The organism is Ruegeria sp. YTSA075, assembly GCF_059610245.1.
The window spans coordinates 98,755-122,052 of the sequence record NZ_JBXWNG010000010.1; the positions used below are offsets into that span (position 1 = coordinate 98,755).

Consider the following 23,298-nt stretch of genomic DNA (forward strand, 5'->3'; position numbering starts at 1 on the left):
CGCGCGACTTGCCTTGACTTTCCGGGCCTGACGGGGTGTATCGGCGCGACGAATTCTGCGCCCGAAGGGATATTCCATGCACGCCTATCGCAGCCACACCTGCGCCGCTCTGACCGCCGCCAATGTCGGTGAAACCGTCCGTCTTTCTGGATGGGTGCATCGGGTCCGAGATCACGGTGGCGTGCTGTTCATCGACCTGCGCGACCATTTTGGTGTGACGCAGGTTCTGTGTGACGGCGACAGCGCGGCCTTTGCCGAGCTGGAGAAAGTACGCTCGGAATGGTGTATCCGCATCGACGGCACCGTAAAAGCGCGTGACGCCGATCTGGTAAACCCAAAACTGCCCACTGGCGAGATCGAAGTTTACGTGCGTGAGCTTGAGGTTCTGGGCGCGGCCGACGAGTTGCCGCTGATGGTGTTCGGCGATCAGGAATACCCCGAGGAAACCCGCCTGCGCTATCGCTATCTGGACCTGCGCCGCGAGGCGATGCAGCAGAACATGACCCTGCGCTCGGACGTTGTTGCCTCGATGCGCCGCCGCATGTGGGATCAGGGCTTTCGCGAATATCAAACGCCGATCATCACCGCCTCGTCGCCCGAAGGCGCACGCGACTTTCTGGTGCCGTCGCGTCTGCATCCGGGCAAGTTCTACGCTCTGCCGCAGGCGCCGCAGCAGTTCAAACAGCTGATCATGGTGTCGGGTTTCGACAAGTATTTCCAGATTGCGCCGTGCTTCCGTGACGAAGACCCGCGCGCCGATCGCTCGCCTACCGATTTCTACCAGCTTGACCTCGAGATGTCGTTTGTCGAACAGCAAGACGTGTTCGACACCATCCAGCCCGTTCTGACCGGGGTGTTCGAAGAGTTCGGCGGCGGCCGCAAGGTCGATCAAGACTGGCCCCAAATTTCCTACAAGGATGCGGCCCTGTGGTATGGTAGCGACAAGCCCGACCTGCGGAACCCTATCAAAATGCAAGTGGTCTCCGACCACTTCCGCGGGTCTGGCTTCGCGATTTTCGCGAAGCTGTTGGAGCAGGACGGCACCGAGATCCGCGCCATCCCTGCGCCGACCGGTGGCAGCCGCAAGTTTTGTGACCGCATGAATGCCTTCGCCCAGAAAGAGGGTCTGCCCGGTATGGGCTACATCTTCTGGCGCGATCAGGGCGAAGGCATGGAGGCAGCCGGTCCGCTAGCCAAGAACATCGGCCCCGAGCGCACCGAGGCGATCCGTGAGCAGCTGGGTTTGGGCGTTGGGGATGCCGCGTTCTTCCTGGGTGGCAAACCGAAAGCTTTTGAGAAGGTTGCGGGCAAGGCCCGTGACGTGATCGGTGAGGAACTGAACCTGACCGAGAAAGACCGGTTTGCTTTTGCCTGGATCGTGGATTTCCCGATCTATGAACAGGACGAGGAAACTGGTGCGATCGATTTTGAGCATAACCCGTTCTCGATGCCTCAGGGTGGTATGGAAGCACTGAACGGCAATCCGTTGGATGTACGTGGTTATCAATATGACCTGGCCTGCAATGGGTATGAGCTGGTCTCGGGCGCCATCCGAAACCATAAGCCTGAAATCATGCTGAAAGCCTTTGAACTGGCAGGTTACGGCGAGGATGAAGTCAAATCCCGCTTTGGCGCTCTGTTCAATGCCTTCCACTATGGTGCTCCGCCGCACGGGGGCTGTGCTGCGGGCATTGACCGGATCGTGATGCTACTGGCGGATGAGGCCAACATTCGCGAGGTCATGATGTTCCCCATGAACCAGCGGGCCGAAGACCTGATGATGGATGCGCCGTCCAATCCGACCTCGGATCAGTTGATGGAACTGGGTCTGCGGATCATACCACAGGACTAAATCACTCTGGCCAGACCGAGCTGGTGAAGCGTGAACCACTGATCGATTTTTGCCTGACAGGCACTACAAATCGCGACCCCTTCTTCCGCGCATAGCGGGGGGAGGAACTCGAGGCGGGACAGATCAGTTTGGGACCTTTGGACTAGTCGATCAGCTTATCCGACCGTTCTCGGCTAACGCGAATGGATCGGGCGGTTTGGCGGGTGTGGCGGTACATCCAGACAAACAACAATGATGCGGTGATAAAATATGCGGTTGCCATTTCAGATTGCCTCTCTCTGTTCTAAGCGGCTTTGAACAAGGCCCGCGACCTGCGCTGTCACTGCCGTGATCGGGGTGCCTTGCGCGCGCGACTGGGCAAGTTTGCGCGCGGCTTCTGCAAGAACAGTATCTTCAGCTTCGCGCGCAACGCCCTGCAGAAACTGCGCGGCATAATCCAGTGTACGCGGATCGGTGGGGCCGGCCAGAACATCTGCGATATGAGCCATGTCATCTTGATAGGCCAGAGGATCGGGCTGAATCACCTCATCTCGAACTGAATGAAGGCCACTGGGGCGCCGATCCTCGGGCAGGCGTTCAAGGATGGATTTCTGAAAATAAGACATTGATTTTAAGGGCTTGGGCAGAAAACCATCCGCCCCGGCGCTTTGCGCAACCGCCTCGTTCCCATCATCGCCGGACATGCCCAGAATCACGCTGATCCGTGGGGATGCTGCGCTGAGTTCGGCGATAAGATCGGCGCCTGAACCATCGGGCAGGCCCATATCCACCAGAATGACAGAAGGGCGATAGATCTGCAGATGACGGCGTGCGGATTTCAAACAGTCCGCGCGCCTGATCCGTGCCCCGCTGTGCAGACACATTAAACGAATGGCATCACAGGCATAGCGACTGTCTTCGACAACCAGAATGGTCTGTCCCAGCAGCGGCCGCGTTGCTGTGGGCGCGGCGATGGTGGTGGCGAAGGGGACCGAATCGTCCATGGCAGCTCTCCTATCCAACAGATGGTTCACGCTAGGAACTTCTGGCTAACACAGGGTTAACGGGCGATTTGGCGCACTTGTTCTTTGCCGGGGCTGCCCCCATAACCCAGTTAACGCAAGCCTGAGGAGACTATTATGATAGGACGCCTGAACCACGTCGCCATCGCCGTACCCGACCTTGAAGCCGCATCCGAGCAGTACCGTTCTGCGCTGGGTGCCAAGGTGGGTGCACCGCAGGATGAGCCGGATCATGGTGTCACGGTCGTGTTCATTGAACTGCCCAATACAAAGATCGAACTTCTGTTTCCGCTGGGCGATGACAGTCCGATTAACGGGTTCCTCGAGAAAAACCCCGCAGGAGGCATTCACCATGTGTGCTACGAGGTCGAAGATATCATCGCCGCCCGCGATCACCTGAAAGAAACCGGTGCGCGTGTATTGGGCAGCGGCGAGCCGAAAATCGGTGCGCATGGCAAGCCCGTTTTGTTCCTGCATCCCAAGGATTTCAACGGCTGCCTGGTCGAGCTAGAGCAGGTATAACCATCCCAAGCCCGGAGGGCCCGAAATGACCATCACCGCTGCGCTGGTGCTGTTTGCCGTTATCTGGTTCATGACGCTGCTTGTTGTGCTACCCATCCGCATAAAAACGCAGGGCGATCTGGGCGATATCGTTCCGGGCACCCATGCAGGTGCGCCGGAAGTTCATCATATGAAGAAAAAGATGTGGATCACGACCGGTATCACGTTCGTTTTGTGGGCGATCATCGCGGGGATCGTCTTGTCCGGTTGGATTTCTGTGCGCGATTTCGACTGGCTGAACCAGCTGGAACCCCGCTGAATGGTGTCAGGCCGTACGGGCCGACACTGCATGATAGATATGAGTGAAGGTCGCGGCCCCGATAATCGGGATCACCAAATTCACCAGCGGGACGGAGAGTGGGATAGCCATCAGCGTACCCGCCAGCCAGATCGTCGAGGCATGTTTCGCCCGCAGCTGACGCGCTCCACCACGCCCCAGTCGACGCATCGCAGCAAGAGTGAAGTACTCGCGTCCCAGCAGGAATCCGTTCATCGCCCAGAAGATGAAGGGCGCAAAAGGGGGGAACATGGCATAAAGGATCAGCGCCAGAATGTTCGCCAGGATCAACACACCCATAAAGCTGAGACCGTCCATGACCGCCTCGCTGAACGGGATGCGAGGGACGGGCGGCAGATGGGGGTAATGCTTGTCTTCGACCGCTTGTGCCACCTCTTCCAGAAAGATCGAGGTGATGGCCGAGGCGACAGGCACCATCAGGAATACCGGCAGAATCATAACCAAAAAGATGCCCGAATAGTTCAACACATCATTCAGCCAAGACACCTCGCCAACGAAAGGTAGTGATATCTCGTTTCCGGACAGAGAATTGATGATCCAGATCGCACCCGCGCAAGCGAGGAACAGCAAAAGGATCGTCAGGCCAATTCCACGCAGCAAGACCGACCGAAACTTGGAGTCACCAATCTGACCGAGCGCGGCAAAAAACGCGTTGAGGATGATCATTCAGAAACCCATTCGGTCAATGCATCAACATCAGGGCGCGGGCGCTCGGGCGGAGTGGGGCCTTCGGTGGCGATATGAATCAGACCGGCCAGACGTTCGTTCTGATCCAATCCAAAGGCGGCCTTGCAAAACGCGGGGTCATGAGATTGCCAGCCAGACAACCAGTTCGCCCCCCAACCCGCTGCCAAAGCGGCGTTCAACAAGGCAAGGCAAACAGCCCCTGCGGAATAAGTTTGCTCAATCGCCGGGATTTTTTCCGAAGGTTTTTGAACCTCGACAACGGCGACGGCCAGATGCCCAAGGTCGAATTGATTGCGGGCCTTGGCGATATCTTCCGGAGTTTTCCCGAGTGCCTGACCACATGTTTCGGTCAACGCGGCCAGACGAGCCATCGCACCTTTCTCGATCACGATAAAGCGCCAGGGCTCCAGCTTGCCATGATCCGGGCTGCGTGCAGCGGCCGTCAGCAAAGGCAATAGCTGATCCCGCGTAGGCGCCGGAGCGACCAGCGTCTTTGCAGGTCGAGACCTGCGCGACAACAGAAACTCTAGTGCGGCGGGGTTCTTCAAGGACATATGTTAACTTCCTTTACATCAGCTCTGTCTATCTTGGGCGGCGTAGCTGGCGTTTCAAGGGCGTGCTAATGTATTTGGCGGATCAATTTCACCTCAACCTGTGCCGTGCAAGTGAAATAGTGCACAATATTCCGGCTGCGCCGCCCAAACGCGGCGAAGTTTCTTGGGGTTGGACAGTTTGGTTCGCAGGTCTATTCGCGCTGATCCAGCGTCTCGCGGATCTGGTAAACGCCTTCGGGCAAATCCAGGGCCGCCGCCAGATCACGCACTTGTTCAGGCGACAAGGTGATCTTCTGAATTTGCTCGGTCCGGGGGTCCAATTGTTCCAGCGTCACACATTCGGCGAAACTGTTGATGACGACATCCTCCTGCAAAGGCTTGGGGCCTTCATCCACCAGAGTAATGACGGTCGAGTCGAATTCATGCTCAATCGAAAACATGATGCCAGAGTGCAGCCCGTAGCCCTTCAATGCAACCCGGAACTGGCCGAAACCGCAGTGGTACTGACCGCTGGGTATGACTATGTTGGGCTCACAGCCTGATCGGCAAAAAGGACAACCCATGCATCGCATTGCTATGCTGATATCAGCCGTGTTTCTGGCCGCCTGTTCGACAGGTGATTTGCGTCTGGTTCGGGCCGAGGATTGGCGCGGGTTGACACCTGACGAAACCGCCAGTGCTGCGTCTTTTCGGGAGGTCAGCCGCAAAATCGGGCAGGAAGCCCGCACGCGATGTAAGCGCGCCGCCGGAACGGAGAATTGTGATTTCGACATATTTGTCGATTTGAATCCGTCTGCCCCGGCAAATGCTTTCCAGACTTTGGACGATCAAAAACGTCCTGCCATCATCTTTACCCGCTCGATGATCGCATCGACCCGGAACACCGATGAACTAGCTTTTGTGATGGGCCATGAGGCGGCGCATCACGTGCTGGATCACATTGCCCGTCAAAGCGAGAACGCCAGTATAGGCGCCGCGAAATTCGGCGAGGCGGAACGTATAAGGGGCAAAGGGGACGCTGCGGTGGAAAAGGCCCAACGGTTGGGCGCGAAGGTTGGTGTGCAGGCCTATGTTCAGGACTTTGAGCTTGAAGCGGACCAGCTGGGAACAATCATAACCTTCAACGCTGGTTACAACCCGTTGGTTGGCGCAAAGTACTTTGATCGCATCCCAGATCCCGGAGACAGTTTCCTGGGTACTCATCCCCCCAATGCCGAACGGGTTCAGATCGTTCTGGAAACCTCTCGCAAACTAGGCCTGTCGCCATGACCGAACTGGTGCAGTTGGGTGTGATCCTGACGGATCGCGGATCAAAATATGCAGTCTCTGGCGCGGCGGTGTCGTCGCGTGCGCAGGTCGATGCGGTGTTGACTGCGTTGAAACGCGATAAGTCCTATGCCAAAGCCACCCACAATACCTGGGCCGCGACCCTGCCCACCGGGTCACTCAAGGCTGATGATGGGGAAAGCGGGGCGGGCATGGTCATTCTGCGTATGATGGAGCGCGAAGAGCTGCAAAATCACGTGATCATCGTCACCCGTTGGTACGGCGGGAAAAAGCTGGGCGGTGATCGTTTTCGGCGTGTTCAAGATGCAACGCGCGCCTATCTGGACCACATTGCGGCCTCTGCTTGACCTGAATCAAGGTTTTACCTTGGCCAGCAGATACCTTCCCCTCATGGCGCGACAGGGAAAGGACAGGATATGCCCAGCCGAGAAACTTTGCGATTGCACGCCGGATTGGTCGATGACATGGCGCGAATGCTGGACATCGACTTGCAGGAAACCGCCATTGAAGGCGGCATATCGATTGATGAGATTTCGGATGCCGTTGTTCGGTGTGCCGATTGTCCGAACCCGAAACACTGCCAAAACCTGTTGCAGAATGCCGACACGCTGAACCGTGCGCCGGAATATTGCCGCAACCAGGATTTGCTTCACAAATTAAGGCCCTAGCGATGGTGATCTGATGCCACGGCTCGGAGATATCATGACCCACCTCCGTCTGATTCTACGGATGGGTCAGGCGACCGGTACAGATCTGGTTAAGGCGCATTCCACAGGTCGTCTCAGCCATGAGGAGTGGGCGGAAATGATCCGGTTCTGCCGTGGCTGTATGTGGGCTGAACAGTGCCCCGAATGGCTGAATGAGCACGAGGAGATCACTGCCGCCCCGCATAGTTGTCCGAATCGCACACAGTTTGCTGCGCTGAAGCGCGCGCAGATGGAAGACGTCCGATGCCTTGCGAAAAGCTAGGCCCGATTGAAAAACATTTCTGGCTGAGTCGCTCTGTCGCGCGATCACTGGGCGTTTCTTTTACCGATGCGATGGCCGAAGGGCGACTTTCCGCCGAAGGATATGCGGCATTGGTGACGCGTTGTAGGGCAGCGAATTGCAGCAAGGAATGCGCGATCTGGTTGGATGAAAACCGGTCCTCCGCAACTTCGGCACCCGGGTTCTGTGCAAATGCTGTTTTGTTTGCCGCCCTTCGCCACAGGTCAGATCTTCGAATGTGATCCGTCGCACAGGGGGGCTTTCTGGCTATGCTTGCAACAGCAAAAAAACACCTTTTTGCTGGCTTCAGCCGTGTATTTTAAGGGTTCAATGCCCGTGCCCTTGTGTGATCCATCGCAAAATGGCTGCCTGGCTGATCGGCCGCAGGCGCACCAGAAATAGGTTTTGCCTTCGACCACGTCGACGGCTGCGGGTTCTTTTCTGGCGATGATTGGGGTGTCAGACATGTGGCTCCTCCGGATTTGGCTTATGTCACCACAGAAGTGTAATCCGATGTACCGAGAGGGCCAGAGCGGAATAGATACAGCGTAGGACGTGTTGACACAGGCGTAGCTTCGCTGCCGATCACCGGTGCGTGATCGATTCTGTTGCCAGAGTGAGCTTCTGCTTTTATCCTGACTATGGCCCCGAAAAATTGGGCAATATCAGAAAAGTAATAGAGGAAAGACGGACATGAAACTGAAACTCGCTGCTGTTGGCACTTTCGCGCTGCTTCTGACTGCGTGCGCACAGCCGGAACCAACCCCTGTGTACATTCAGCCAAGCTATGACAAAGCTGGCACACCAAGCTGCCCAGGCGGGTATGACCTGGCGACGACAGAAGCAGGTGAGACTGTCTGTAACCCGGTTACACAATAAGCTTTCCGCAGGCGGTCCAATTTGGGCCGCCTGTCTTCTTTTTGAAACCGCAACGCCGCCCAACGGGCGGTTTTTTGTTGTCGAGCGGTCGCCGAAACAGGGGGCGACCTAGTGTTTCTTGTTGTGAAACCCATGCCTGTAGATAAACACACGATGACCATGGCCCCGAAACGCCCGATTCGGATGGCGTCTAAGCCCCTTGCGTCTGTGACCCGCGCGAACATTGGGTCGGTGCAGGTTCTGATGGTGTTTTCTGATGTGATGCTCGGCTTTGGGGGCATAGTAGTGCCTTTGGACCGGACGGGCGCTCTGGATATGAACGCTGAATTTTCCGCCTCCGACATACACAACATCGGATGACAATTTGCTGAGGCCAACTGCGCCAGCCGGGTTTGACAGTATTAAGGCGGAAATCGCCAGCACCATACTGCGTTTGGCCAAATGAGTTACGCGTGACATGAAAACCTCCGTTTGGTTTCATGTCGAAGATGAGAGTGGCGGCGCCTATTCTCCAATAAACTCAGGTCACGCTTTACCGATGGACGGTGTTCGGACATAGCCCTGCGGTTAGGAAATCTGACCCCACAGGTCATACTCACCCGCTTCGTCAATCGTCACCTGAACGATATCGCCGGGTTTAAGCCTTTCGAATCCTTCATCAATGAATAGGTTCCCATCGATTTCTGGCGCATCTGCCTTGGTGCGGCAAGTGGCGGCCTGATCGTCAACTTCATCAACAATGACGTCAATGGTCTGTCCAACTTTGGCCTGCAACTTCGCCTCGGAAATCGCCTGAGCCTTTTCCATAAAGCGATCCCAGCGTTCTTTCTTGACCTCGCCGGGAACATGATCCGGCAGATCGTTCGAGCGTGCGCCAGCGACGTTTTCGTACTGAAAACAGCCAACGCGATCCAGCTGTGCCTCGTCCATCCAGTCCAGCAAAGTCTGGAATTCTGCCTCTGTCTCGCCGGGATAGCCGACGATAAAGGTCGAACGCAGGGTAATGTCGGGGCACATGGCGCGCCACGCCCGGATCTCATCCAGGGTTTTGGCGGCTGCTGCCGGGCGTGCCATGCGTTTCAGAACATCCGGGTGCGCGTGTTGGAACGGGATATCCAGATAAGGCAGCACGTTGCATCCGGCATCTGCCATCAGCGGAATCAATTCGCGCACATGCGGATAGGGGTAGACATAGTGCAGACGCACCCAGGCCTCCAACTGCCCCAGCTCACGCGCTAGATCGGTGATATGGCTGCGCACCTTGCGGTCTTTCCAGGGGTTCGCATCGTATTTTCGATCCAACCCATAGGCCGAAGTGTCCTGTGAGATCACCAAGAGTTCCCGAACGCCATTGTCGACCAGTTTCTCGGCCTCGCGCAACACGGCATGGGCCGGGCGGCTGGCAAGTTTCCCGCGCATGTCAGGAATGATACAGAACTTGCATTTGTGGTTACAGCCTTCCGAAATCTTCAGATAGCTGTAGTGGCGCGGGGTCAGTTGCACGCTGCTGGCGGGCAACAGATCGACGAACGGGTCCGGGTCAGGCGGAACCGCCGCGTGTACCGCATCCAGAACCTGTTCATATTGATGCGGCCCAGTGACGGCCATAATGCGTGGATGGTGTTCGCGGATGTAATCGGGTTCCGCCCCAAGGCAGCCGGTGACGATCACCTTGCCGTTTTCGACTAGCGCCTCGCCAATCGCATCCAGGGATTCTGCCTTGGCGCTGTCCAGAAACCCGCAGGTGTTCACAATGACGGCATCGGCCCCGGCATAGTCTGGTGAAATGCCGTATCCTTCAGCCCTCAGACGGGTCAGGATGCGCTCGCTGTCGACCAGTGCTTTGGGGCATCCCAACGACACCATACCAATGGTTGGCTGGTTTGAGCGGGATGTCTCGGGCATCCGGGCGGCGGGCGCGAGGTCGGGGCGTAGATTTGGCGGGTTCGTGGTCATGGCGCGGCATATAGTGGGGAAAGCTTCCCCTTGCAAATGTCACGCTGCATTTGGATGATGAAATCAAACAGGCCAGCAGGTGGAGAGCAGACACATGAAATGGCTAATACGCATCTTGTTCATTCTTGTCGCCGTCGTGGGGCTGGTCATCGGTGCCTTGCTGCTGATGCCTGGCGACAAGCTGGCGGCAATCCTGTCCGAGCAGGTGAAGGCCCAAACGGGCCGTGATCTGACCCTCACAGGCGATGTAAACCTGTCATTCTGGCCGGTGCTGGGTATGGAAACCGGACCTGTGACATTCGGCAACGCCTCTTGGGCCGGCCCTGAACCAATGCTGAGCGCGCAAAGCCTTGCCGTGGGTGTTGATGCCGCCGCTTTGCTGGCGGGCGATCTGAAGATCAAACGTGTTTTCGCGGATAATCCCGTTCTGAGGCTTGAACTGGCAGATGGGCGCGGAAACTGGGTTCTGGGCGCGCCTTCCGCGGCGTCGTCCGGAGGTGGCGGTGCCTCCAGCGTAGTGTCGGCCGATTCAAGTGCTGCGGTCACGCTGGAACAGTTGGAGCTTACGAATGCGCGGCTCATCTATGTCGAAAACGGCGTGACCCAGATGGATTTCGCAGGAGTGACCCTGTCGGCCAGTTGGCCCGATATCTCGGCCCCGATGGTCATGGAGGCCAATATGGGTGTGCCGGGCGGTGCGGTACAGGTGGACCTAAAAATTCCCGATCTGCCCGCGTTTTCCACTGGTGAGGTGACGCCCCTAGAGCTGTCATTGAAAGCGCCTGGTGGCGAGATCGGGTTCGACGGTCGGGTTAACCTGTCTGGAGAGATGGACGGCAAGACGCAAATCACCACAAAAAGTACCAAAAAGATGCTGGCTGCTTTTGGGCAGGGTGGTGTTGGCGTTCCCTATGGCCTGGGTCAGACGGCGGATATCTCGACCCATATGACCTATACAACAGACGGCAAGGTGTCGTTGCGCGATATGGTGGCCCAGCTCGATAACAACCGTTTTGCGGGCGAAGCCGATATCACGATTGCCGCGACCCCGAACATCGTCGCCCGGTTGGATGCGGGGGCGTTGGATCTGACCAAAGCAACTGGCGCGGTGGAGGGATCGGATGGGGGCTCGGAATCCTCGGCCAACGAAGGCTGGTCCAAAGACACGATTGATGCATCAGCTTTGTCTCTGGCGAATGGCAAAATTCGCCTGACCGCGAAGTCCATTGCGGTTCCGGGGATGGAGCTTGGCGCGTCGGACCTTACACTAAGTCTGGATCGCGCGCGTGCGGTGCTGGAAATGCATCCGGCCACATTGTTTTCGGGTCAGCTTAACGGGCAGGTGGTTGCGAACAACCGCAACGGCTTGTCCGTGGGCGGCAGCTTGAAAGCCAGCGGCTTCGATCTGCAACAGGCGTTAACGACCCTGGCAGGGGTAGAGCGCCTGTCCGGTACCGCATCAGGTGCGGTCGAGTTTCTGGGGGTGGGGCAGACCGAAGATCAGATCATGCGTTCGCTCAGCGGGAAGGGCAACGTAGATGTTGGGCGCGGTGTGATCTCGGGCTTTGATCTGGATCGGCTTATGGGCCGGGGGACGGGCTCTGGCGGTACGACCGTGTTCAACAGCCTGACAGCCAGTTATGTGATCGACAAAGGCGTGCTGACCAACAATGATCTGCTGATGTCGCTCAAGAATTTCCGCGCTGATGGCGCGGGCCGCGTCAATCTGGGCACGCGCAGCATCGACTATCTGTTTACACCTACCGCCCTGCGCGCCAATTCCGGCGATGGAATTTCGGTGCCTGTGCGCATTGAAGGGCCGTGGAGCAGCCCATCGATCAAACCCGATCTGACGAAAGCCATCGAGGCCGCGGCCGAAGGAAAGGTTAAGGAACTGGAAGACAGTGCCAAACAGAAGGTGTTCGACAAGGTCGGGCAAGAGCTGGACACAACCGTGACAGACAGCGATCAGATCGAAGACGCCCTGAAGAACAAGCTAGAGGAAGAGGCCAAGAAAGGCCTGCTGAAACTGTTCGGAGGCGATTAAAGGCTAGCGGGCAGGGGCTTTGTCCCCAACACCCTCAAATGGTCTGATCGTAGTCGCCCACACCAGGCTCTGACCGGATGACGGCGTCGATATCCGCAAAGATGGCGCGCATCTCGGCTTCGCTTTCGCTGCTTTCGCAGACAACCACCAGATTGGGCGTGTTCGAAGACGCACGCACCAATCCCCAACTACCATTGTCCAGAATGACGCGGGCACCGTTGACGGTCACCACCTCTTTGATCGCGCGGCCCGCAAGGCTTTCGCCCGCTTCTGCTTTGGCGACCAACTTGTCGACCAGCCGGTTCAGAATACCGTATTTTTCGGTATCCGACGCGTAGGGCGACATGGTTGGTGTGGACCATGTCTTGGGCAATGCCTTGCGCAGGTCCGACATGCTTTGGTCAGGGTTGCGATCCATCAGCTTGCAAATCTCAACGGCAACGCGCATGCCGCAGTCGTAGCCACGCCCGACTGGTTCGGCTAAAAAGTAGTGCCCCGATTTTTCGAACCCTGCCAAAGCACCGATCTCTTTGACGCGCCGTTTCATGTGGCTGTGCCCGGTTTTCCAATAGTCGGCTTTGACCCCCAGGGCATGTAGCTCTGGGTCGCTGGCGAACAGACCAGTGGATTTCACATCCGCGACAAAGGTCGCCCCCGGATGCAGTTTGGCCAGATCACGGGCCATGATGACACCAACCTTATCGGCGAAAATCTCTTTGCCCTCGTCATCTACAACGCCACAGCGATCGCCGTCCCCGTCAAAGCCAAGCGCCAGATCGGCACCGCTTGATTTCACGGTATCGGCCATGTCGTGCAGCATCTCCATGGCTTCTGGATTGGGGTTGTAGTTGGGGAATGTGTAGTCCAGCCGGGTGTGGCTGGGCACAATCTCAACCCCGATCCGTTCAAGGACTTCGGGCGCGAATGCCGAGGCGGTACCGTTGCCGGTGGCGCAGACCACTTTCAGCGGGCGGGTCATTCTGAAATCACCGACCAGATCATCGATATAGGCGTCTTTCACGCCATCGACGAATTCATACGAGCCACCTGATTGGGACTGCCCTTCGCCGTTTAGAACGATGTCGCGCAACTCGGCCATCTCATCAGGGCCATGAGTCAAAGGACGTTCGAACCCCATTTTCACACCAGTCCAGCCGTTTGGATTGTGGCTCGCCGTGACCATCGCGACGGCCGGAGCATCCAGATGGAACTGCGCAAAATAGGCCATTGGGCTAAGCGCGGGGCCAATGTCCTTGACCTGAATGCCTGCCTGCATCAGCCCCAGGATCAGCGCGTTTTTGATCGACAGGGAATAGTCACGATAGTCGTTGCCCACCGCTATGACCGGCTCGATCCCGCGCCGTTGAATTTGGGTGCCCAAACCGAGGCCAAGTGCTGTCATTCCCGGTAAATTGATCTCTTCGGGGAATTTCCAGCGTGCGTCATATTCGCGAAACCCGGTAGGCTTGATCATCGCGTCGCGTAGAAAGCTCCAGGTGTTTGGGGACACCTCGGGGATAGGTTTGGTCATAACAGCACTCAATGGTTAGATATGGATGGGGTTCGCTTTAGCCAGCGCGTCAAAACGCATCAATGTGTCGATGAGTTTTGGCATTTGGTCCAGGTAGATCATGTTAGGCCCATCGCAAGGTGCATTGTCCGGGTCCTGGTGCGTTTCCATAAAGACTGCGGCTGCACCAACTGCCACAGATGCGCGCGCCATCACTGGCGCAAACTCACGCTGGCCGCCAGACGATCCGCCCTGGCCACCCGGTTGTTGCACCGAGTGGGTCGCATCCATGACAACGGGGTAACCGGTTTGAGCCATTTGAGGCAGCGAGCGCATATCGGCCACCAGAGTGTTGTAGCCAAAAGATGTGCCACGCTCGGTCAGCAAGATGTTCTGATTGCCAGTGCTTTCGATCTTCGAGATGATATTCGGCATCTCCCACGGGGCCAGAAATTGCCCCTTTTTAACGTTGACCACAGCGCCCGTGTTTCCGGCAGCCAACAGCATATCCGTCTGGCGGCACAGGAAGGCCGGGATCTGCAAAACATCCACTGCCTCGGCAGCGACGGCACATTGAGCCTCGGTATGGACATCTGTCAGCACCGGCACACCGATGGATTTACGGATGTCGTCCAGAACCTTCAGTCCCGCATCAATACCCATGCCGCGCTTGCCCGACAGTGATGTCCGGTTGGCCTTGTCATACGAGGCCTTGAACACGTATTGCGCGCCCGCAGCTTCGCAGGCTTCTTTCATCTTGCCTGCTATCATCTGGGCATGATCGGCTGTTTCAAGCTGGCATGGACCGGCAATAATGGTCAGCGGAAGGTCGTTGCCGACCGTCAGGTCGGAGATTTTTACATGTTTCATGTGTCTTACGAGGATACCTGTTCACGAAGGACCGACGCGGTAAGCGAGATCATCAGGTAGATACCAGCAAACAACAGGAAAGCCAAAATCGTATTTTCGAATTTGCGCGGATAGCTGGGATCCTGGCTTGGCACGGGATTGACCGAGACGGTCAGATACCGCACCTGCCGGTTGGCCTCGGTTCGTGTAGTTTCCATGTACTGCATCGCGGTTTGCAGCAACATATCCCGTGCGACCAAATCAGCCTGTGCCATTTGAATCCGAACGCTCAGGCGGGCCAGCGAGTTTTCGCCTGCCGAGACATCCAGCATCTCGGCATTCAGCTCGTCCAGCACGTTTTCCAGTCGGGCAATATCTGCGTTCACCCCGTCGACCTTGGCCTGATTGGGGCGCAGATTGTCCAGCAAGGCAGCCAGCTCAAGGCGTTTGTCCTGCAGCAAAATCTCAATCTCGTTGATCCGACCACGCAGACCTGCAAGAACGTTTTCGGGGTCAAGAACCGCGCCTTGAAGCTGCAGTTCGATCAGGTCTTCCTGAGCTTGCCTGCGCGCCTCTTGCGCGGCTTCGAAACTTTCAAGCGCATCCCGCATCTGGTCATCACGCTTTTCACCAGACAGAGTGTTCACACGACTTTCTGCGTAGGAAATAAGGCGCTCAGAAAACTCGGTCGAGGTTTGCGGGTCTGGGGCGATGATTTCCATCCGGATGATTCCGTCGGTAGGATCGTATCCGATCGTTACGATGCGCTTATAAAGCTTATATGCCTCTTCAAGTGTTGCGTCTGGAGCCAGACGTTGGACCGGATCAATCCAATCCTGCTTGAACACCTCAGCGAACCCCGCGTCCCGGTCCAGCAGCAGCAGTGCTTCTTTTGATTCCAGAAAATCCTGCACCGAAACCGAATCCTGGGCCGTGGCAAACTGTGTGCCCGACAGTAAGCCGCCTACAGAGCCACCTGCAGCATCCGCTTGCAGGATCGAGAAGGAGGAGTTGCTGGCATACATCGGCGTCGCGATGCGATAGAAATAGAACCCCACCACAAAGGTCGGCAGAAGAACAAACGCGGCCAATCTGGCGAACAAGGTAAAGAGTTTGACGCGCCGCCTGTGCGCGATCTCTTTCTGAATTTGCCCGATTTCCAGATTGCGCCGTTCGGCCGGGCTCATTTCAGGGCCCGGAACGCCATACTGTTTTTCCTGCGTAGTTTGGGGCAGTTGGACCCGGACTTTGTCTTTTGGCTTGCCGGGCTGTGCGTCTGCATCTGGCTCTTTTGCAGCGGCAAGTTCGAGCAGATTTGTCCGCTCGAACGGATCAATGCCCTTTTTGCGCAGCAGGCGCACAGCGTCATAGTCAGAAGACGCGGCAAGCCCGTGCTTTTGGGCAAGACGTCGTGCGATGCGCAATTGGCGACCGGTCAGACCTTCGCGCTTTATGTCGTCCAGTTCTGTTCCGGGCTGGGTTTCATTGGCGGCGGCGGGGCTTTGTGTGGCGTTTCGGATGCGCGCAATAGCATCCGCGCGCGCCTCGGCCGAGGCATCGACCTGCCGCTTGCGGCCCAGATTGTACTTTCTAACCTTGGGTTTCGTAGTCATATAACTGTTTTGCCTCTTCCAAGGTTTCAAACATGTAAAGCTGCCCGTCCAACAGAACCGCCGCCTGTTGGGCAAACTTCTCTAGTGTTTCGGGGCTGTGCGATACAATCACCAAGGTCGTCGTGCGCAGACGCTCCTGTAAGATATCCCCGGCTTTTTTGTTGAACTCAACATCCGTGGAAGAGGGCATCCCCTCATCAATCAGATACATGTCGAAATCCAGCGCCAGCAGTAGCGAAAAGGTGAATCGCGCCCGCATCCCCGAGGAATAGGTCGCAAGCGGCTGGTTGAAATATTCACCCAAACCGCAAAGCCAACTGCAATAGGCCTCAACATAATCGGGATCCATGCCGTATATTTTGGCGATGTAGCGCGCATTTTCCAGCGCCGACATCTTGCTGGACACACCCCCGGTAAATCCCATTGGAAAGGACACTTTGCAATCGCGGCGAATGACCCCTTCATCCGGCTTTTCCAACCCGGCCATCATATTGATAAGCGTGGTTTTTCCGGTTCCATTGGGGGCGAGGACCCCAAGAGATTTTCCCAGTTCAACCCGGAATGACACCTGATCCAGGATCACCTTTCGGCTGGTCCCGGTCCAGAAGGATTTGCTGACATTCTCGAACTCAAGCATCTGCTCTCTGCTGCTCAATCCAGTATTGTGTCGCTCTTATCACATGGCGATGAGGTGCATTTCCTATCGGTCCATGTTGGCTACATTATGTCGAATTATGAAACAAATCATCAATATGCGCCAGCGTTCGGAAGGGACAGGTAACATTCCATGGTCAACCTGATCGATGAGATTCAAGCCTGCAGCCTTTGCGCCGATCAATTTGCGCAAACAGAGACGGCCCATTCGCCGCGACCGGTCGTCTGGTTTAAACCGGGCACACCGATCCTGATTGCGGGGCAGGCGCCTGGTGCGCGTGTACACGAGTCAGGTCGTCCGTTTACTGATCCTTCCGGGGATCGATTGCGCGCGTGGTTGGGTATTGATGATGCCGTCTTCTATGACCGGACCAAGCTGTCAATCGTGCCTATGGCCTTTTGTTTTCCGGGCTATGATGCCAAGGGCGCGGATTTGCCGCCACCGGCAATCTGCCGTAGGACATGGCATGATCGTGTGGTCGAGGCGCTTGGCGGGGTCCCACTGACGGTTCTTGTGGGAGGCCATGCCCATAAGTACCACCTTGGTGCGCGCAGTTCCGTTACAGATACAGTCAAAGACTGGAAGTCCCACGCGCCATATGTCTTCCCCTTGCCTCATCCGTCCTGGCGCAATACGGCATGGTTGAAGAAAAACCCGTGGTTCGAAGCCGAGCTGCTGCCAGTTTTGCGAGCCAGGGTGCAAGAGGTGCTGGATGACTGAAACAACGGCTTTGGACACGGCCCACGCCGCGATGCACGCCGCCCCGAACGATGACAAAGCCCGGCTGAGGTTCTTCGAGCGTTTGGCAGATAGTGAGCTGTTCTTGATGCTGACCGAGGAGGCACAGGGCGAAAATGTCTCGCCCGAGGTGTTCGACGTGGCAGATGGTCAGTTTGTGCTGGCGTTTGACCGCGAGGACAGGCTGGCTCAGTTTGCAGATCGCCCGGTACCCTATGTTGCGCTGTCTGGGCGGGTGCTGTCATCGATGCTTGCCGGGCAGGGGATTGGTTTGGGTCTGAACCTGGACGTGGCCCCGTCTTCGATGCTGATCCCGGTCGAGGCGTTGGGTTGGCTGGCGACGACTTTGCAGCACAGCCCGGAAGAAGTGCAGGAAAGGATTGCTGAGTTTCTTCCGCCGAAAGGGCTACCTGACAACCTGCTGACCGCGCTGGATACAAAACTGGCCACCGCCGGTGGGTTGGCCCAATCGGCCTATTTGGTCGCGACGAAATCAGCACACGGAGCAACAGGGCATTTGCTGGGGTTCGTGGGTGCGGTTGAGGGCGCGGAACCTGCTTTGGCCAAGGCCACCTCGGAGGCATTGACCTTTTCGGGTGTCGAAGCTGGTGCGATGGATGTTGGGTTCTTCGCCATGGACGACGTCGCGGCCGGGCTGCTGGCGAAAACAGGCTTGCGGTTCGACCTGCCGCAGCCGGAACAACCGGATACTATACGCCCTGTACCGGGGAGTGATTCTGAAAAGCCGCCGATCCTGAAGTAGCGATCTGCGCCTTACGCGGTGCTAAAGCGACACCGCGTAAGGATGTGATCTGTTTTATTCGGACGCTGTTTCCAGCTTGTCCTGAGTGCGCGTTTCGAAATCGCTGGCCTCGTGGCGTTCGTGCAATTGTGTGTGCGGCTCGCCAAACGGGCGGTTGACCATTCGGCCCCTTTGAACCGCCGGACGCGCATCAATCGCTTTGGCCCAACGCATGACGTTCTTGTAGGATTCGACATCCAGAAACTCTGCGGCGTCATACAGGCGGCCCAGAACCAACTGCCCATACCAGGGCCAGATGGCCATGTCGGCAATGGTGTAGTCTTCGCCCGCGATATAGGTTTTCTCGGCCAGTTCCCGATCCAGAACGTCCAGCTGGCGTTTGGTTTCCATTGCGAAACGATCGATGGGGTATTCCCATTTTTCAGGCGCATAGGCGTAGAAATGGCCAAAACCGCCGCCCAGATAGGGCGCGCTGCCCATCTGCCAGAACACCCAGTTCATAACCTCGGTCCGTTCCGGGCCGGACTTGGGCAGGAAGGCGTCGAACCTCTCGGCCAGATGAAACAGGATCGAAGCGCTTTCGAAAACACGGACAGGTTCGTCACCGGATCGATCCCACAGCGCGGGGATTTTCGAGTTCGGATTGGCACCGACAAAACCTGAACTGAACTGGTCACCCTCACTTATATTGACGAGCCAGGCATTGTATTCGGCACCTTCGTGACCCTGGGCCAACAACTCTTCCAGCATCACGGTGACTTTGACGCCATTGGGCGTGGCTAGCGAATATAGCTGCAAAGGATGGCGTCCAACGGGGAGATCCTTGTCATGGGTCGCACCTGCGATAGGCCGGTTGATGTTCGCAAATCGCCCGCCGCTTTCGCTGTCCCATGACCAGACCTTGGGGGGAGTGTATGTGGATTGATCGCTCATCTGGTGCCTTTCTTACTAATTCCGGGTGCCCGCGCGCCCGGTCCTCCTACAGCTAATGTTGCAATCTTCCGAGTCCAACCCCGGCTATCGGTGCTTCCTGTAATATTCCCCGGCGAACATCTCACGATTTCTCGTACTGGGTCACAGCGGCGCGAGCAGGGCTACGACGGGAAACAAATTCGCTTATTGTTAGCGCAGTCCCGCCAACACGGCGCCCTTGGGCACATGACCTAGAAAAGGAATGACCATATGAAACGCTTTGCTTTGACTCTCGCCGCGGCCATTGCGCTGGCTATTCCGGCCTTTGCCGGCCCGCAATATGTTGATGGAACGGGGTTTGCCGTCTCGGGCTATGACGTTGTGGCCTATCGCAACCTGGATCAGGTTGCCGTTGGCCAAAGCCAGCCGTCCGCTGTGCGTGGAAATGCGGATATCACTGCGGAATACAATGGCGCGACCTGGGCGTTTGCAACCGAAGAGAACCGCGACAAGTTCCTGGAAAACCCGGCCTACTATGCGCCACAGTATGATGGTCACTGCGCCTATGGTGTCTCAAAAGGCGGCAAGGTTCCAGCCAACCCGAACCTTTGGCGCATCGTCGATGACAAGCTTTATCTGAACATCACGGATGTTGTGGTCGGGTTCTGGGAAGAAGATGTGCCGGGCAACATCAATCTGGCCGAAGGCAACTGGCCGGGCATTGAAACCGGCGATGCGTCGACCAGTGTTATCCCTAAATTCACCTCAGAAGGTCCGGTTAGCAACTAACCGATCACTCACGAAACAAGGCCCGGCTTACCCCCATAAGCCGGGCCTTTCACTGATCAGCTGGCAAGCCAGTATTCGTTGCGGATCGCCTGATCAGCTTCGAACCGAATGCGCACACTCTTGGCGCCGGGGAACTTGCGTTCGCAGATTGTGTCTGGAATGACGACCTCACCGGCCCCCTCGTCGTTCGACTGAAAGCTCAAAACCTCGGTTTCGGTGGTCCGGGAAGAGCTTAGAACCGATGTCGGCAGCGCAATGCGATTTGCGCCTTCACACACTGGGGTCGGCACAAAATAGGTCAGGTTGCGCCCATAGCACCCAACCGCGTCCGGCACGTGATCCGAGTCCGCGAGCGTTGCCGCATCTGGGTCAGAGGCATCGTGCGATGCCGCATTTGGCAAGGCACGGCCCGGGTCCAGCATGGCCATGCAATTGGCGATATCTTCCGGTTCCAACTCGATAATGCGCCGCCGCAAACGTGGTCGCCGCGGTTGGCGAGGCCCGGCATTCGCCCCTTTGACGGTCAAACCTTCTTTGCGCAGATAGTCATAGGCTGACTTGGCGCGCGCGAAGTTTGCAGAATCCCCACCCGTGTGATCGGGATGGGCGTGAAAGGCGATGCGCCGCCACGCGTCCCGGATGTCATCCGGAGCGGCATTCGAGTCCAGCCCGAGGTCCGCCAATGCGTCGATGCGTGCCTTAACTTTGTCAACAGTCTCCATACTCAATACACTCTATACAAACACATGAGCCGAGTTTCGATATCGTCACGATTTTGTCAAATTTTACAGAGTATTGGGGCGGGTCGAGGTGACAATAGAATTGTCACCTGCAGATTGTTTTCGAATTGGGCGCTCGCCCCGGCTGGGTCTGCGAGATTGATGGCAAACCTTCCTACAGATGAAGAAAACCCGGACCGCGATGCAGCCCGGGCAGAAAGCCAATAGAAGCGGTTGTCTTAGGCGACGTTCTGAAGTTCGGTTTTCGGGGTGATCCCCAATGCAAAGCAGACATCGCGGGTTAGTTCCGGGCGGTTCAGCGTGTAGAAATGCAGCTTGTCCACGCCGCCTTCAATCAGGTCTGAGCAAAGCTCCGTGCAGAGCGCGGTGGCCAACAGATCCTCACGGTCGTCGCGCACGGCTTTCTCAAAAGCCCGATCGACCCAATCCGGGATATGGGTGCCGCAGCGCTGGGCGAAACTACGTGCGCCCTTCCAGTTTTCGATCGGCAATATGCCAGGCACGATGGGCTTGTCGATTCCAGCCTTGACGCAGGCATCGCGGAAGCGGAAAAAGGTTTCGGCCTCGAAGAAGAACTGGGTTAAAGCCTCATCCGCGCCTGCATCCAGCTTTGCCTTCAACCAGTCCACATCCGCTTGCATATCGCGGGCTTCGGGATGTTTGTCAGGATAGGCACCAACCCGGATGTTGAACATCTCGGTCTCGGCCAGCGCTTCGATCAGTTCGACGGAATGGGCAAAACCGTCGGAATGAGGGACGAACTTGTTCTGCCCTTTTGGTGGATCACCGCGCAAGGCCACAATGTTCTCGACGCCCGCGCGGGCGAACCTGTCTGCGATCTCCAGCGTTTCCTGACGCGACGCATCAACGCAAGTCAGGTGCGCGGCGACCGGCAAGCCAGATGATTTGTGCAGCGTCGCAACCGCATCCCGCGTCAGCTCTCGTGTGGTACCGCCTGCGCCATAGGTGACCGAGACAAAGCGGGGCTCCAAAGGGGCCAGAGTCTGCACCGTGTCCCAAAGACGGAATGATGCCTCAAGCGTCTTGGGTGGAAAAAACTCGAATGAAATTTCAGGTCTGGTCATCACGGCCTCGCAGGATCAATTGAGCCTCTTGTGCCACGTAGAGCGATGTGAGACAAACTCATATTCTTCAAGAACAACATGAGTTGCGCGACATATGCATATTGAATTCCGGCATCTGCGGACCATCAAAGCCATCCACGAATGTGGTGGGCTGGCGCGTGCGGCGGACCAGCTGAACATTACGCAATCTGCGCTGAGCCATCAGATCAAGGGCCTTGAGGATCAGGCCGGGGTGGAATTGTTCCTGCGCCGGTCGAAGCCGATGAAACTGTCCGCAGCTGGGTTGCGCCTGTTGCGGCTGGCCGAACAGATCCTGCCGCAGGTCGAAGCAGCGCAGCAGGAATTTACCTCGTTGCGCGACGGGCGCACGGGGCGGATGCATATTGCTATTGAATGCCACGCCTGTTTCGAATGGCTGTTTCCGGTGCTCGAATCGTTTCGGAAATCTTGGGGTGACGTCGATGTCGACATCCGTCCCGGTCTGGCTTTTGATGCCTTGCCCGCGTTGCAAAAGGAAGAGGTTGATCTGGTGGTGTCATCTGATCCCGAAGATCTGCCGGGCGTCGAGTTCGTCGAACTCTTCGATTACAATGCTGTATTTGTGGCTGCCTCGTCGCATCCGCTGGCCGAGAAAGGATATATCGAGGCCGAGGATTTTCGCGGTCAGACCCTGATCACCTATCCGGTAGAACGCACGCGTCTGGATGTCTTCAGCCAGTTGTTGATCCCGGCGCGGGTTGAACCAACCGCTATCCGGCAGGTTGAGCTGACAGCTGTGATCTTGCTGCTGGTTGCGTCAAACCGGGGTATATCCGTGTTGCCTGATTGGGTCGTGCGCGAGGTCAAATACAACTCGGACTACGTTACCCGGCCTTTGACGAACGAGGGGATCACCCGCCGCCTATACGCTGCCGTCCGCTCGGAAGATTTGGAAAAACCTTTTGTGCAGGAACTGATCGAGCTCGCCCGAGACGAGGCGCGCAAGCTTCAAAGCCAATAGACGTCCTGCTACGACGTGGAGGACCTCGCTGATCGCGAGGTCCGGAAATGCCTTAGCACTTGCCGAAGCACTGATGCACAACCTGAATACCCAGTGCGGTAATCGTCACGCAAGCTCCGGTTGGAAAGCCGAGTGTTGTGCATATTTTTATACAGGCTTTTGCTGCGGTTCCGTTGGGGATAGACGATGGAATTGGAAAGCAGACCTTTTTGTCAACGATCGGAATTTTCAGACAGATTTTTCCGTTTTCGACATCTACCGAAATGCAGGTTTCCCCCAGTTTCAAAGGGGTGGCCTCGTGCATCATGTCATTGGCGGACATGGATTTTAGATCCATTTCCGCATAGTGGGCACGTGCGGTTTCAACGAGTTGGTCGATGTCCTGCTGCGGGAATTCATGGTAAGTCGTCATAAAATTAACTCCAAATAAGATTTTAAGCGCGAGAAAAAAAGCGCGGGACCTTAAGGCAACGTGAAACAAAAGTACTAGGAAAAAAGCCAGATTTGGCATTTCGATATTGGGCGATGTTCAGGC

Annotated in this window: 29 protein-coding genes; 14 read left to right on the top strand and 15 right to left on the bottom strand. The window is 56.8% G+C overall.

The features are described 5' to 3' along the window. Positions 1-76: 76 nt before the first annotated feature. Entirely contained in the window at positions 77-1,852 is a 1,776-nt protein-coding gene (gene aspS / locus AC2FGE_RS16525) for an aspartate--tRNA ligase (RefSeq protein ID WP_496820332.1), read from the top strand. A 263-nt stretch (positions 1,853-2,115) separates the two neighbouring features. Here aspS and AC2FGE_RS16530 read toward each other — a convergent pair whose 3' ends face one another. Beyond that, on the bottom strand, positions 2,116-2,835 hold the full coding sequence (locus AC2FGE_RS16530; protein ID WP_496820333.1) for a response regulator: 720 nt from the start codon (positions 2,833-2,835) through the stop codon (positions 2,116-2,118). Positions 2,836-2,970: 135 nt separating this feature from the next. On the opposite strand from AC2FGE_RS16530, the gene mce reads away from it, so the two are divergent. Together mce and AC2FGE_RS16540 are read left to right on the top strand one after the other, a co-directional pair. Further along, positions 2,971-3,375, top strand: coding sequence for a methylmalonyl-CoA epimerase (gene mce / locus AC2FGE_RS16535; RefSeq protein ID WP_170536308.1), 405 nt, complete (start codon positions 2,971-2,973; stop codon positions 3,373-3,375). Positions 3,376-3,400: 25 nt separating this feature from the next. Next, a complete protein-coding gene (locus AC2FGE_RS16540) occupies positions 3,401-3,673 on the top strand; it encodes a DUF1467 family protein (protein ID WP_496820334.1) in 273 nt (90 codons plus the stop codon). A gap of 6 nt (positions 3,674-3,679) precedes the next feature. Here the strand turns inward: AC2FGE_RS16540 and AC2FGE_RS16545 are convergent, their stop codons facing one another. The 3 genes from AC2FGE_RS16545 to AC2FGE_RS16555 all read right to left on the bottom strand — a co-directional run bounded on the left by AC2FGE_RS16545 (position 3,680) and on the right by AC2FGE_RS16555 (position 5,393). Then, entirely contained in the window at positions 3,680-4,378 is a 699-nt protein-coding gene (locus tag AC2FGE_RS16545) for an EI24 domain-containing protein (RefSeq protein ID WP_496820335.1), read from the bottom strand. Then, a complete protein-coding gene (locus AC2FGE_RS16550; protein WP_480548876.1) occupies positions 4,375-4,953 on the bottom strand; it encodes a nitroreductase family protein in 579 nt (192 codons plus the stop codon). The genes AC2FGE_RS16545 and AC2FGE_RS16550 overlap by 4 nt, the downstream gene beginning before the upstream one ends. A gap of 191 nt (positions 4,954-5,144) precedes the next feature. Further along, positions 5,145-5,393: a DUF8831 family protein gene (locus tag AC2FGE_RS16555; protein WP_480499623.1), complete on the bottom strand. Its 249-nt coding sequence runs from the start codon at positions 5,391-5,393 to the stop codon at positions 5,145-5,147. Positions 5,394-5,514: 121 nt separating this feature from the next. Here AC2FGE_RS16555 and AC2FGE_RS16560 point away from each other — a divergent pair, with 121 nt between their 5' ends. The 5 genes from AC2FGE_RS16560 to AC2FGE_RS16580 all read left to right on the top strand — a co-directional run bounded on the left by AC2FGE_RS16560 (position 5,515) and on the right by AC2FGE_RS16580 (position 7,469). Further along, positions 5,515-6,222 (top strand): M48 family metallopeptidase, encoded by a 708-nt coding sequence (locus tag AC2FGE_RS16560; protein WP_496820336.1) that lies wholly within the window; start codon positions 5,515-5,517, stop codon positions 6,220-6,222. Further along, positions 6,219-6,587: a YigZ family protein gene (locus AC2FGE_RS16565; protein WP_496820337.1), complete on the top strand. Its 369-nt coding sequence runs from the start codon at positions 6,219-6,221 to the stop codon at positions 6,585-6,587. The genes AC2FGE_RS16560 and AC2FGE_RS16565 overlap by 4 nt, the downstream gene beginning before the upstream one ends. A gap of 69 nt (positions 6,588-6,656) precedes the next feature. Then, a complete protein-coding gene (locus AC2FGE_RS16570) occupies positions 6,657-6,908 on the top strand; it encodes a DUF6455 family protein (protein ID WP_496820338.1) in 252 nt (83 codons plus the stop codon). A 13-nt stretch (positions 6,909-6,921) separates the two neighbouring features. Then, positions 6,922-7,209 (top strand): DUF6455 family protein, encoded by a 288-nt coding sequence (locus tag AC2FGE_RS16575; RefSeq protein WP_496820339.1) that lies wholly within the window; start codon positions 6,922-6,924, stop codon positions 7,207-7,209. Continuing rightward, complete coding sequence (locus AC2FGE_RS16580) at positions 7,191-7,469, top strand: DUF6455 family protein (RefSeq protein WP_496820341.1); 279 nt, start codon at positions 7,191-7,193, stop codon at positions 7,467-7,469. Before AC2FGE_RS16575 ends, AC2FGE_RS16580 begins: the two co-directional genes overlap by 19 nt. Here the strand turns inward: AC2FGE_RS16580 and AC2FGE_RS16585 are convergent. Beyond that, positions 7,452-7,694: a CDGSH iron-sulfur domain-containing protein gene (locus AC2FGE_RS16585; RefSeq protein WP_496820342.1), complete on the bottom strand. Its 243-nt coding sequence runs from the start codon at positions 7,692-7,694 to the stop codon at positions 7,452-7,454. The genes AC2FGE_RS16580 and AC2FGE_RS16585 overlap by 18 nt on opposite strands. A 226-nt stretch (positions 7,695-7,920) precedes the next feature. Between AC2FGE_RS16585 and AC2FGE_RS16590 the strand changes: the two genes are divergently transcribed. Continuing rightward, positions 7,921-8,106, top strand: coding sequence for a hypothetical protein (locus AC2FGE_RS16590; protein ID WP_496820344.1), 186 nt, complete (start codon positions 7,921-7,923; stop codon positions 8,104-8,106). 108 nt (positions 8,107-8,214) lie between these two features. On the opposite strand, the gene AC2FGE_RS16595 is transcribed toward AC2FGE_RS16590, so the two are convergent. Together AC2FGE_RS16595 and rimO are read right to left on the bottom strand one after the other, a co-directional pair. Beyond that, positions 8,215-8,565 carry a hypothetical protein gene (locus tag AC2FGE_RS16595; protein ID WP_496820345.1) on the bottom strand — a complete coding sequence of 117 codons (351 nt, stop codon included), beginning with the start codon at positions 8,563-8,565 and terminating at the stop codon, positions 8,215-8,217. A 108-nt stretch (positions 8,566-8,673) separates the two neighbouring features. After that, positions 8,674-10,062 (bottom strand): 30S ribosomal protein S12 methylthiotransferase RimO, encoded by a 1,389-nt coding sequence (gene rimO, locus AC2FGE_RS16600; protein ID WP_496820346.1) that lies wholly within the window; start codon positions 10,060-10,062, stop codon positions 8,674-8,676. 94 nt (positions 10,063-10,156) lie between these two features. Between rimO and AC2FGE_RS16605 the strand changes: the two genes are divergently transcribed. Next, the gene (locus tag AC2FGE_RS16605; RefSeq protein WP_496820347.1) at positions 10,157-12,109 is read left to right on the top strand and encodes an AsmA family protein; all 1,953 of its coding nucleotides are present in this window, start codon (positions 10,157-10,159) and stop codon (positions 12,107-12,109) included. A gap of 34 nt (positions 12,110-12,143) precedes the next feature. On the opposite strand, the gene AC2FGE_RS16610 is transcribed toward AC2FGE_RS16605, so the two are convergent. From AC2FGE_RS16610 to AC2FGE_RS16625, 4 genes are read right to left on the bottom strand one after another with little or no spacing between them, the layout of a single operon-like run. Next, on the bottom strand, positions 12,144-13,640 hold the full coding sequence (locus tag AC2FGE_RS16610) for a phosphomannomutase/phosphoglucomutase (protein WP_496820348.1): 1,497 nt from the start codon (positions 13,638-13,640) through the stop codon (positions 12,144-12,146). Positions 13,641-13,655: 15 nt separating this feature from the next. Next, entirely contained in the window at positions 13,656-14,489 is an 834-nt protein-coding gene (kdsA, locus tag AC2FGE_RS16615; protein ID WP_496820349.1) for a 3-deoxy-8-phosphooctulonate synthase, read from the bottom strand. Between the two features lie 5 nt (positions 14,490-14,494). Continuing rightward, positions 14,495-16,081 (bottom strand): KpsE/RkpR family capsule polysaccharide export protein, encoded by a 1,587-nt coding sequence (locus AC2FGE_RS16620; protein WP_496820350.1) that lies wholly within the window; start codon positions 16,079-16,081, stop codon positions 14,495-14,497. Then, the gene (locus AC2FGE_RS16625; protein ID WP_353010523.1) at positions 16,059-16,718 is read right to left on the bottom strand and encodes an ABC transporter ATP-binding protein; all 660 of its coding nucleotides are present in this window, start codon (positions 16,716-16,718) and stop codon (positions 16,059-16,061) included. The genes AC2FGE_RS16620 and AC2FGE_RS16625 overlap by 23 nt, the downstream gene beginning before the upstream one ends. 150 nt (positions 16,719-16,868) lie before the next feature. Between AC2FGE_RS16625 and AC2FGE_RS16630 the strand changes: the two genes are divergently transcribed. Both AC2FGE_RS16630 and AC2FGE_RS16635 read left to right on the top strand, forming a co-directional pair. After that, positions 16,869-17,456 (top strand): uracil-DNA glycosylase family protein, encoded by a 588-nt coding sequence (locus tag AC2FGE_RS16630; protein WP_496820351.1) that lies wholly within the window; start codon positions 16,869-16,871, stop codon positions 17,454-17,456. Continuing rightward, entirely contained in the window at positions 17,449-18,237 is a 789-nt protein-coding gene (locus tag AC2FGE_RS16635) for an SseB family protein (protein WP_496820352.1), read from the top strand. The genes AC2FGE_RS16630 and AC2FGE_RS16635 overlap by 8 nt, the downstream gene beginning before the upstream one ends. A 54-nt stretch (positions 18,238-18,291) precedes the next feature. On the opposite strand, the gene yghU is transcribed toward AC2FGE_RS16635, so the two are convergent. Continuing rightward, complete coding sequence (yghU, locus tag AC2FGE_RS16640) at positions 18,292-19,170, bottom strand: glutathione-dependent disulfide-bond oxidoreductase (RefSeq protein WP_496820353.1); 879 nt, start codon at positions 19,168-19,170, stop codon at positions 18,292-18,294. Between the two features lie 249 nt (positions 19,171-19,419). On the opposite strand from yghU, the gene AC2FGE_RS16645 reads away from it, so the two are divergent. Next, positions 19,420-19,938 (top strand): YHS domain-containing (seleno)protein, encoded by a 519-nt coding sequence (locus AC2FGE_RS16645; protein ID WP_496820354.1) that lies wholly within the window; start codon positions 19,420-19,422, stop codon positions 19,936-19,938. A gap of 56 nt (positions 19,939-19,994) precedes the next feature. On the opposite strand, the gene AC2FGE_RS16650 is transcribed toward AC2FGE_RS16645, so the two are convergent. Both AC2FGE_RS16650 and metF read right to left on the bottom strand, forming a co-directional pair. Then, positions 19,995-20,660: a J domain-containing protein gene (locus AC2FGE_RS16650; RefSeq protein WP_496820355.1), complete on the bottom strand. Its 666-nt coding sequence runs from the start codon at positions 20,658-20,660 to the stop codon at positions 19,995-19,997. A gap of 236 nt (positions 20,661-20,896) precedes the next feature. Beyond that, a complete protein-coding gene (metF, locus tag AC2FGE_RS16655; RefSeq protein ID WP_496820356.1) occupies positions 20,897-21,763 on the bottom strand; it encodes a methylenetetrahydrofolate reductase [NAD(P)H] in 867 nt (288 codons plus the stop codon). 94 nt (positions 21,764-21,857) lie between these two features. Between metF and AC2FGE_RS16660 the strand changes: the two genes are divergently transcribed. Next, on the top strand, positions 21,858-22,763 hold the full coding sequence (locus AC2FGE_RS16660; protein WP_496820357.1) for a LysR family transcriptional regulator: 906 nt from the start codon (positions 21,858-21,860) through the stop codon (positions 22,761-22,763). Between the two features lie 52 nt (positions 22,764-22,815). Here the strand turns inward: AC2FGE_RS16660 and AC2FGE_RS16665 are convergent, their stop codons facing one another. After that, positions 22,816-23,274 (bottom strand): hypothetical protein, encoded by a 459-nt coding sequence (locus AC2FGE_RS16665; protein ID WP_496820359.1) that lies wholly within the window; start codon positions 23,272-23,274, stop codon positions 22,816-22,818. Positions 23,275-23,298 lie beyond the last annotated feature (24 nt).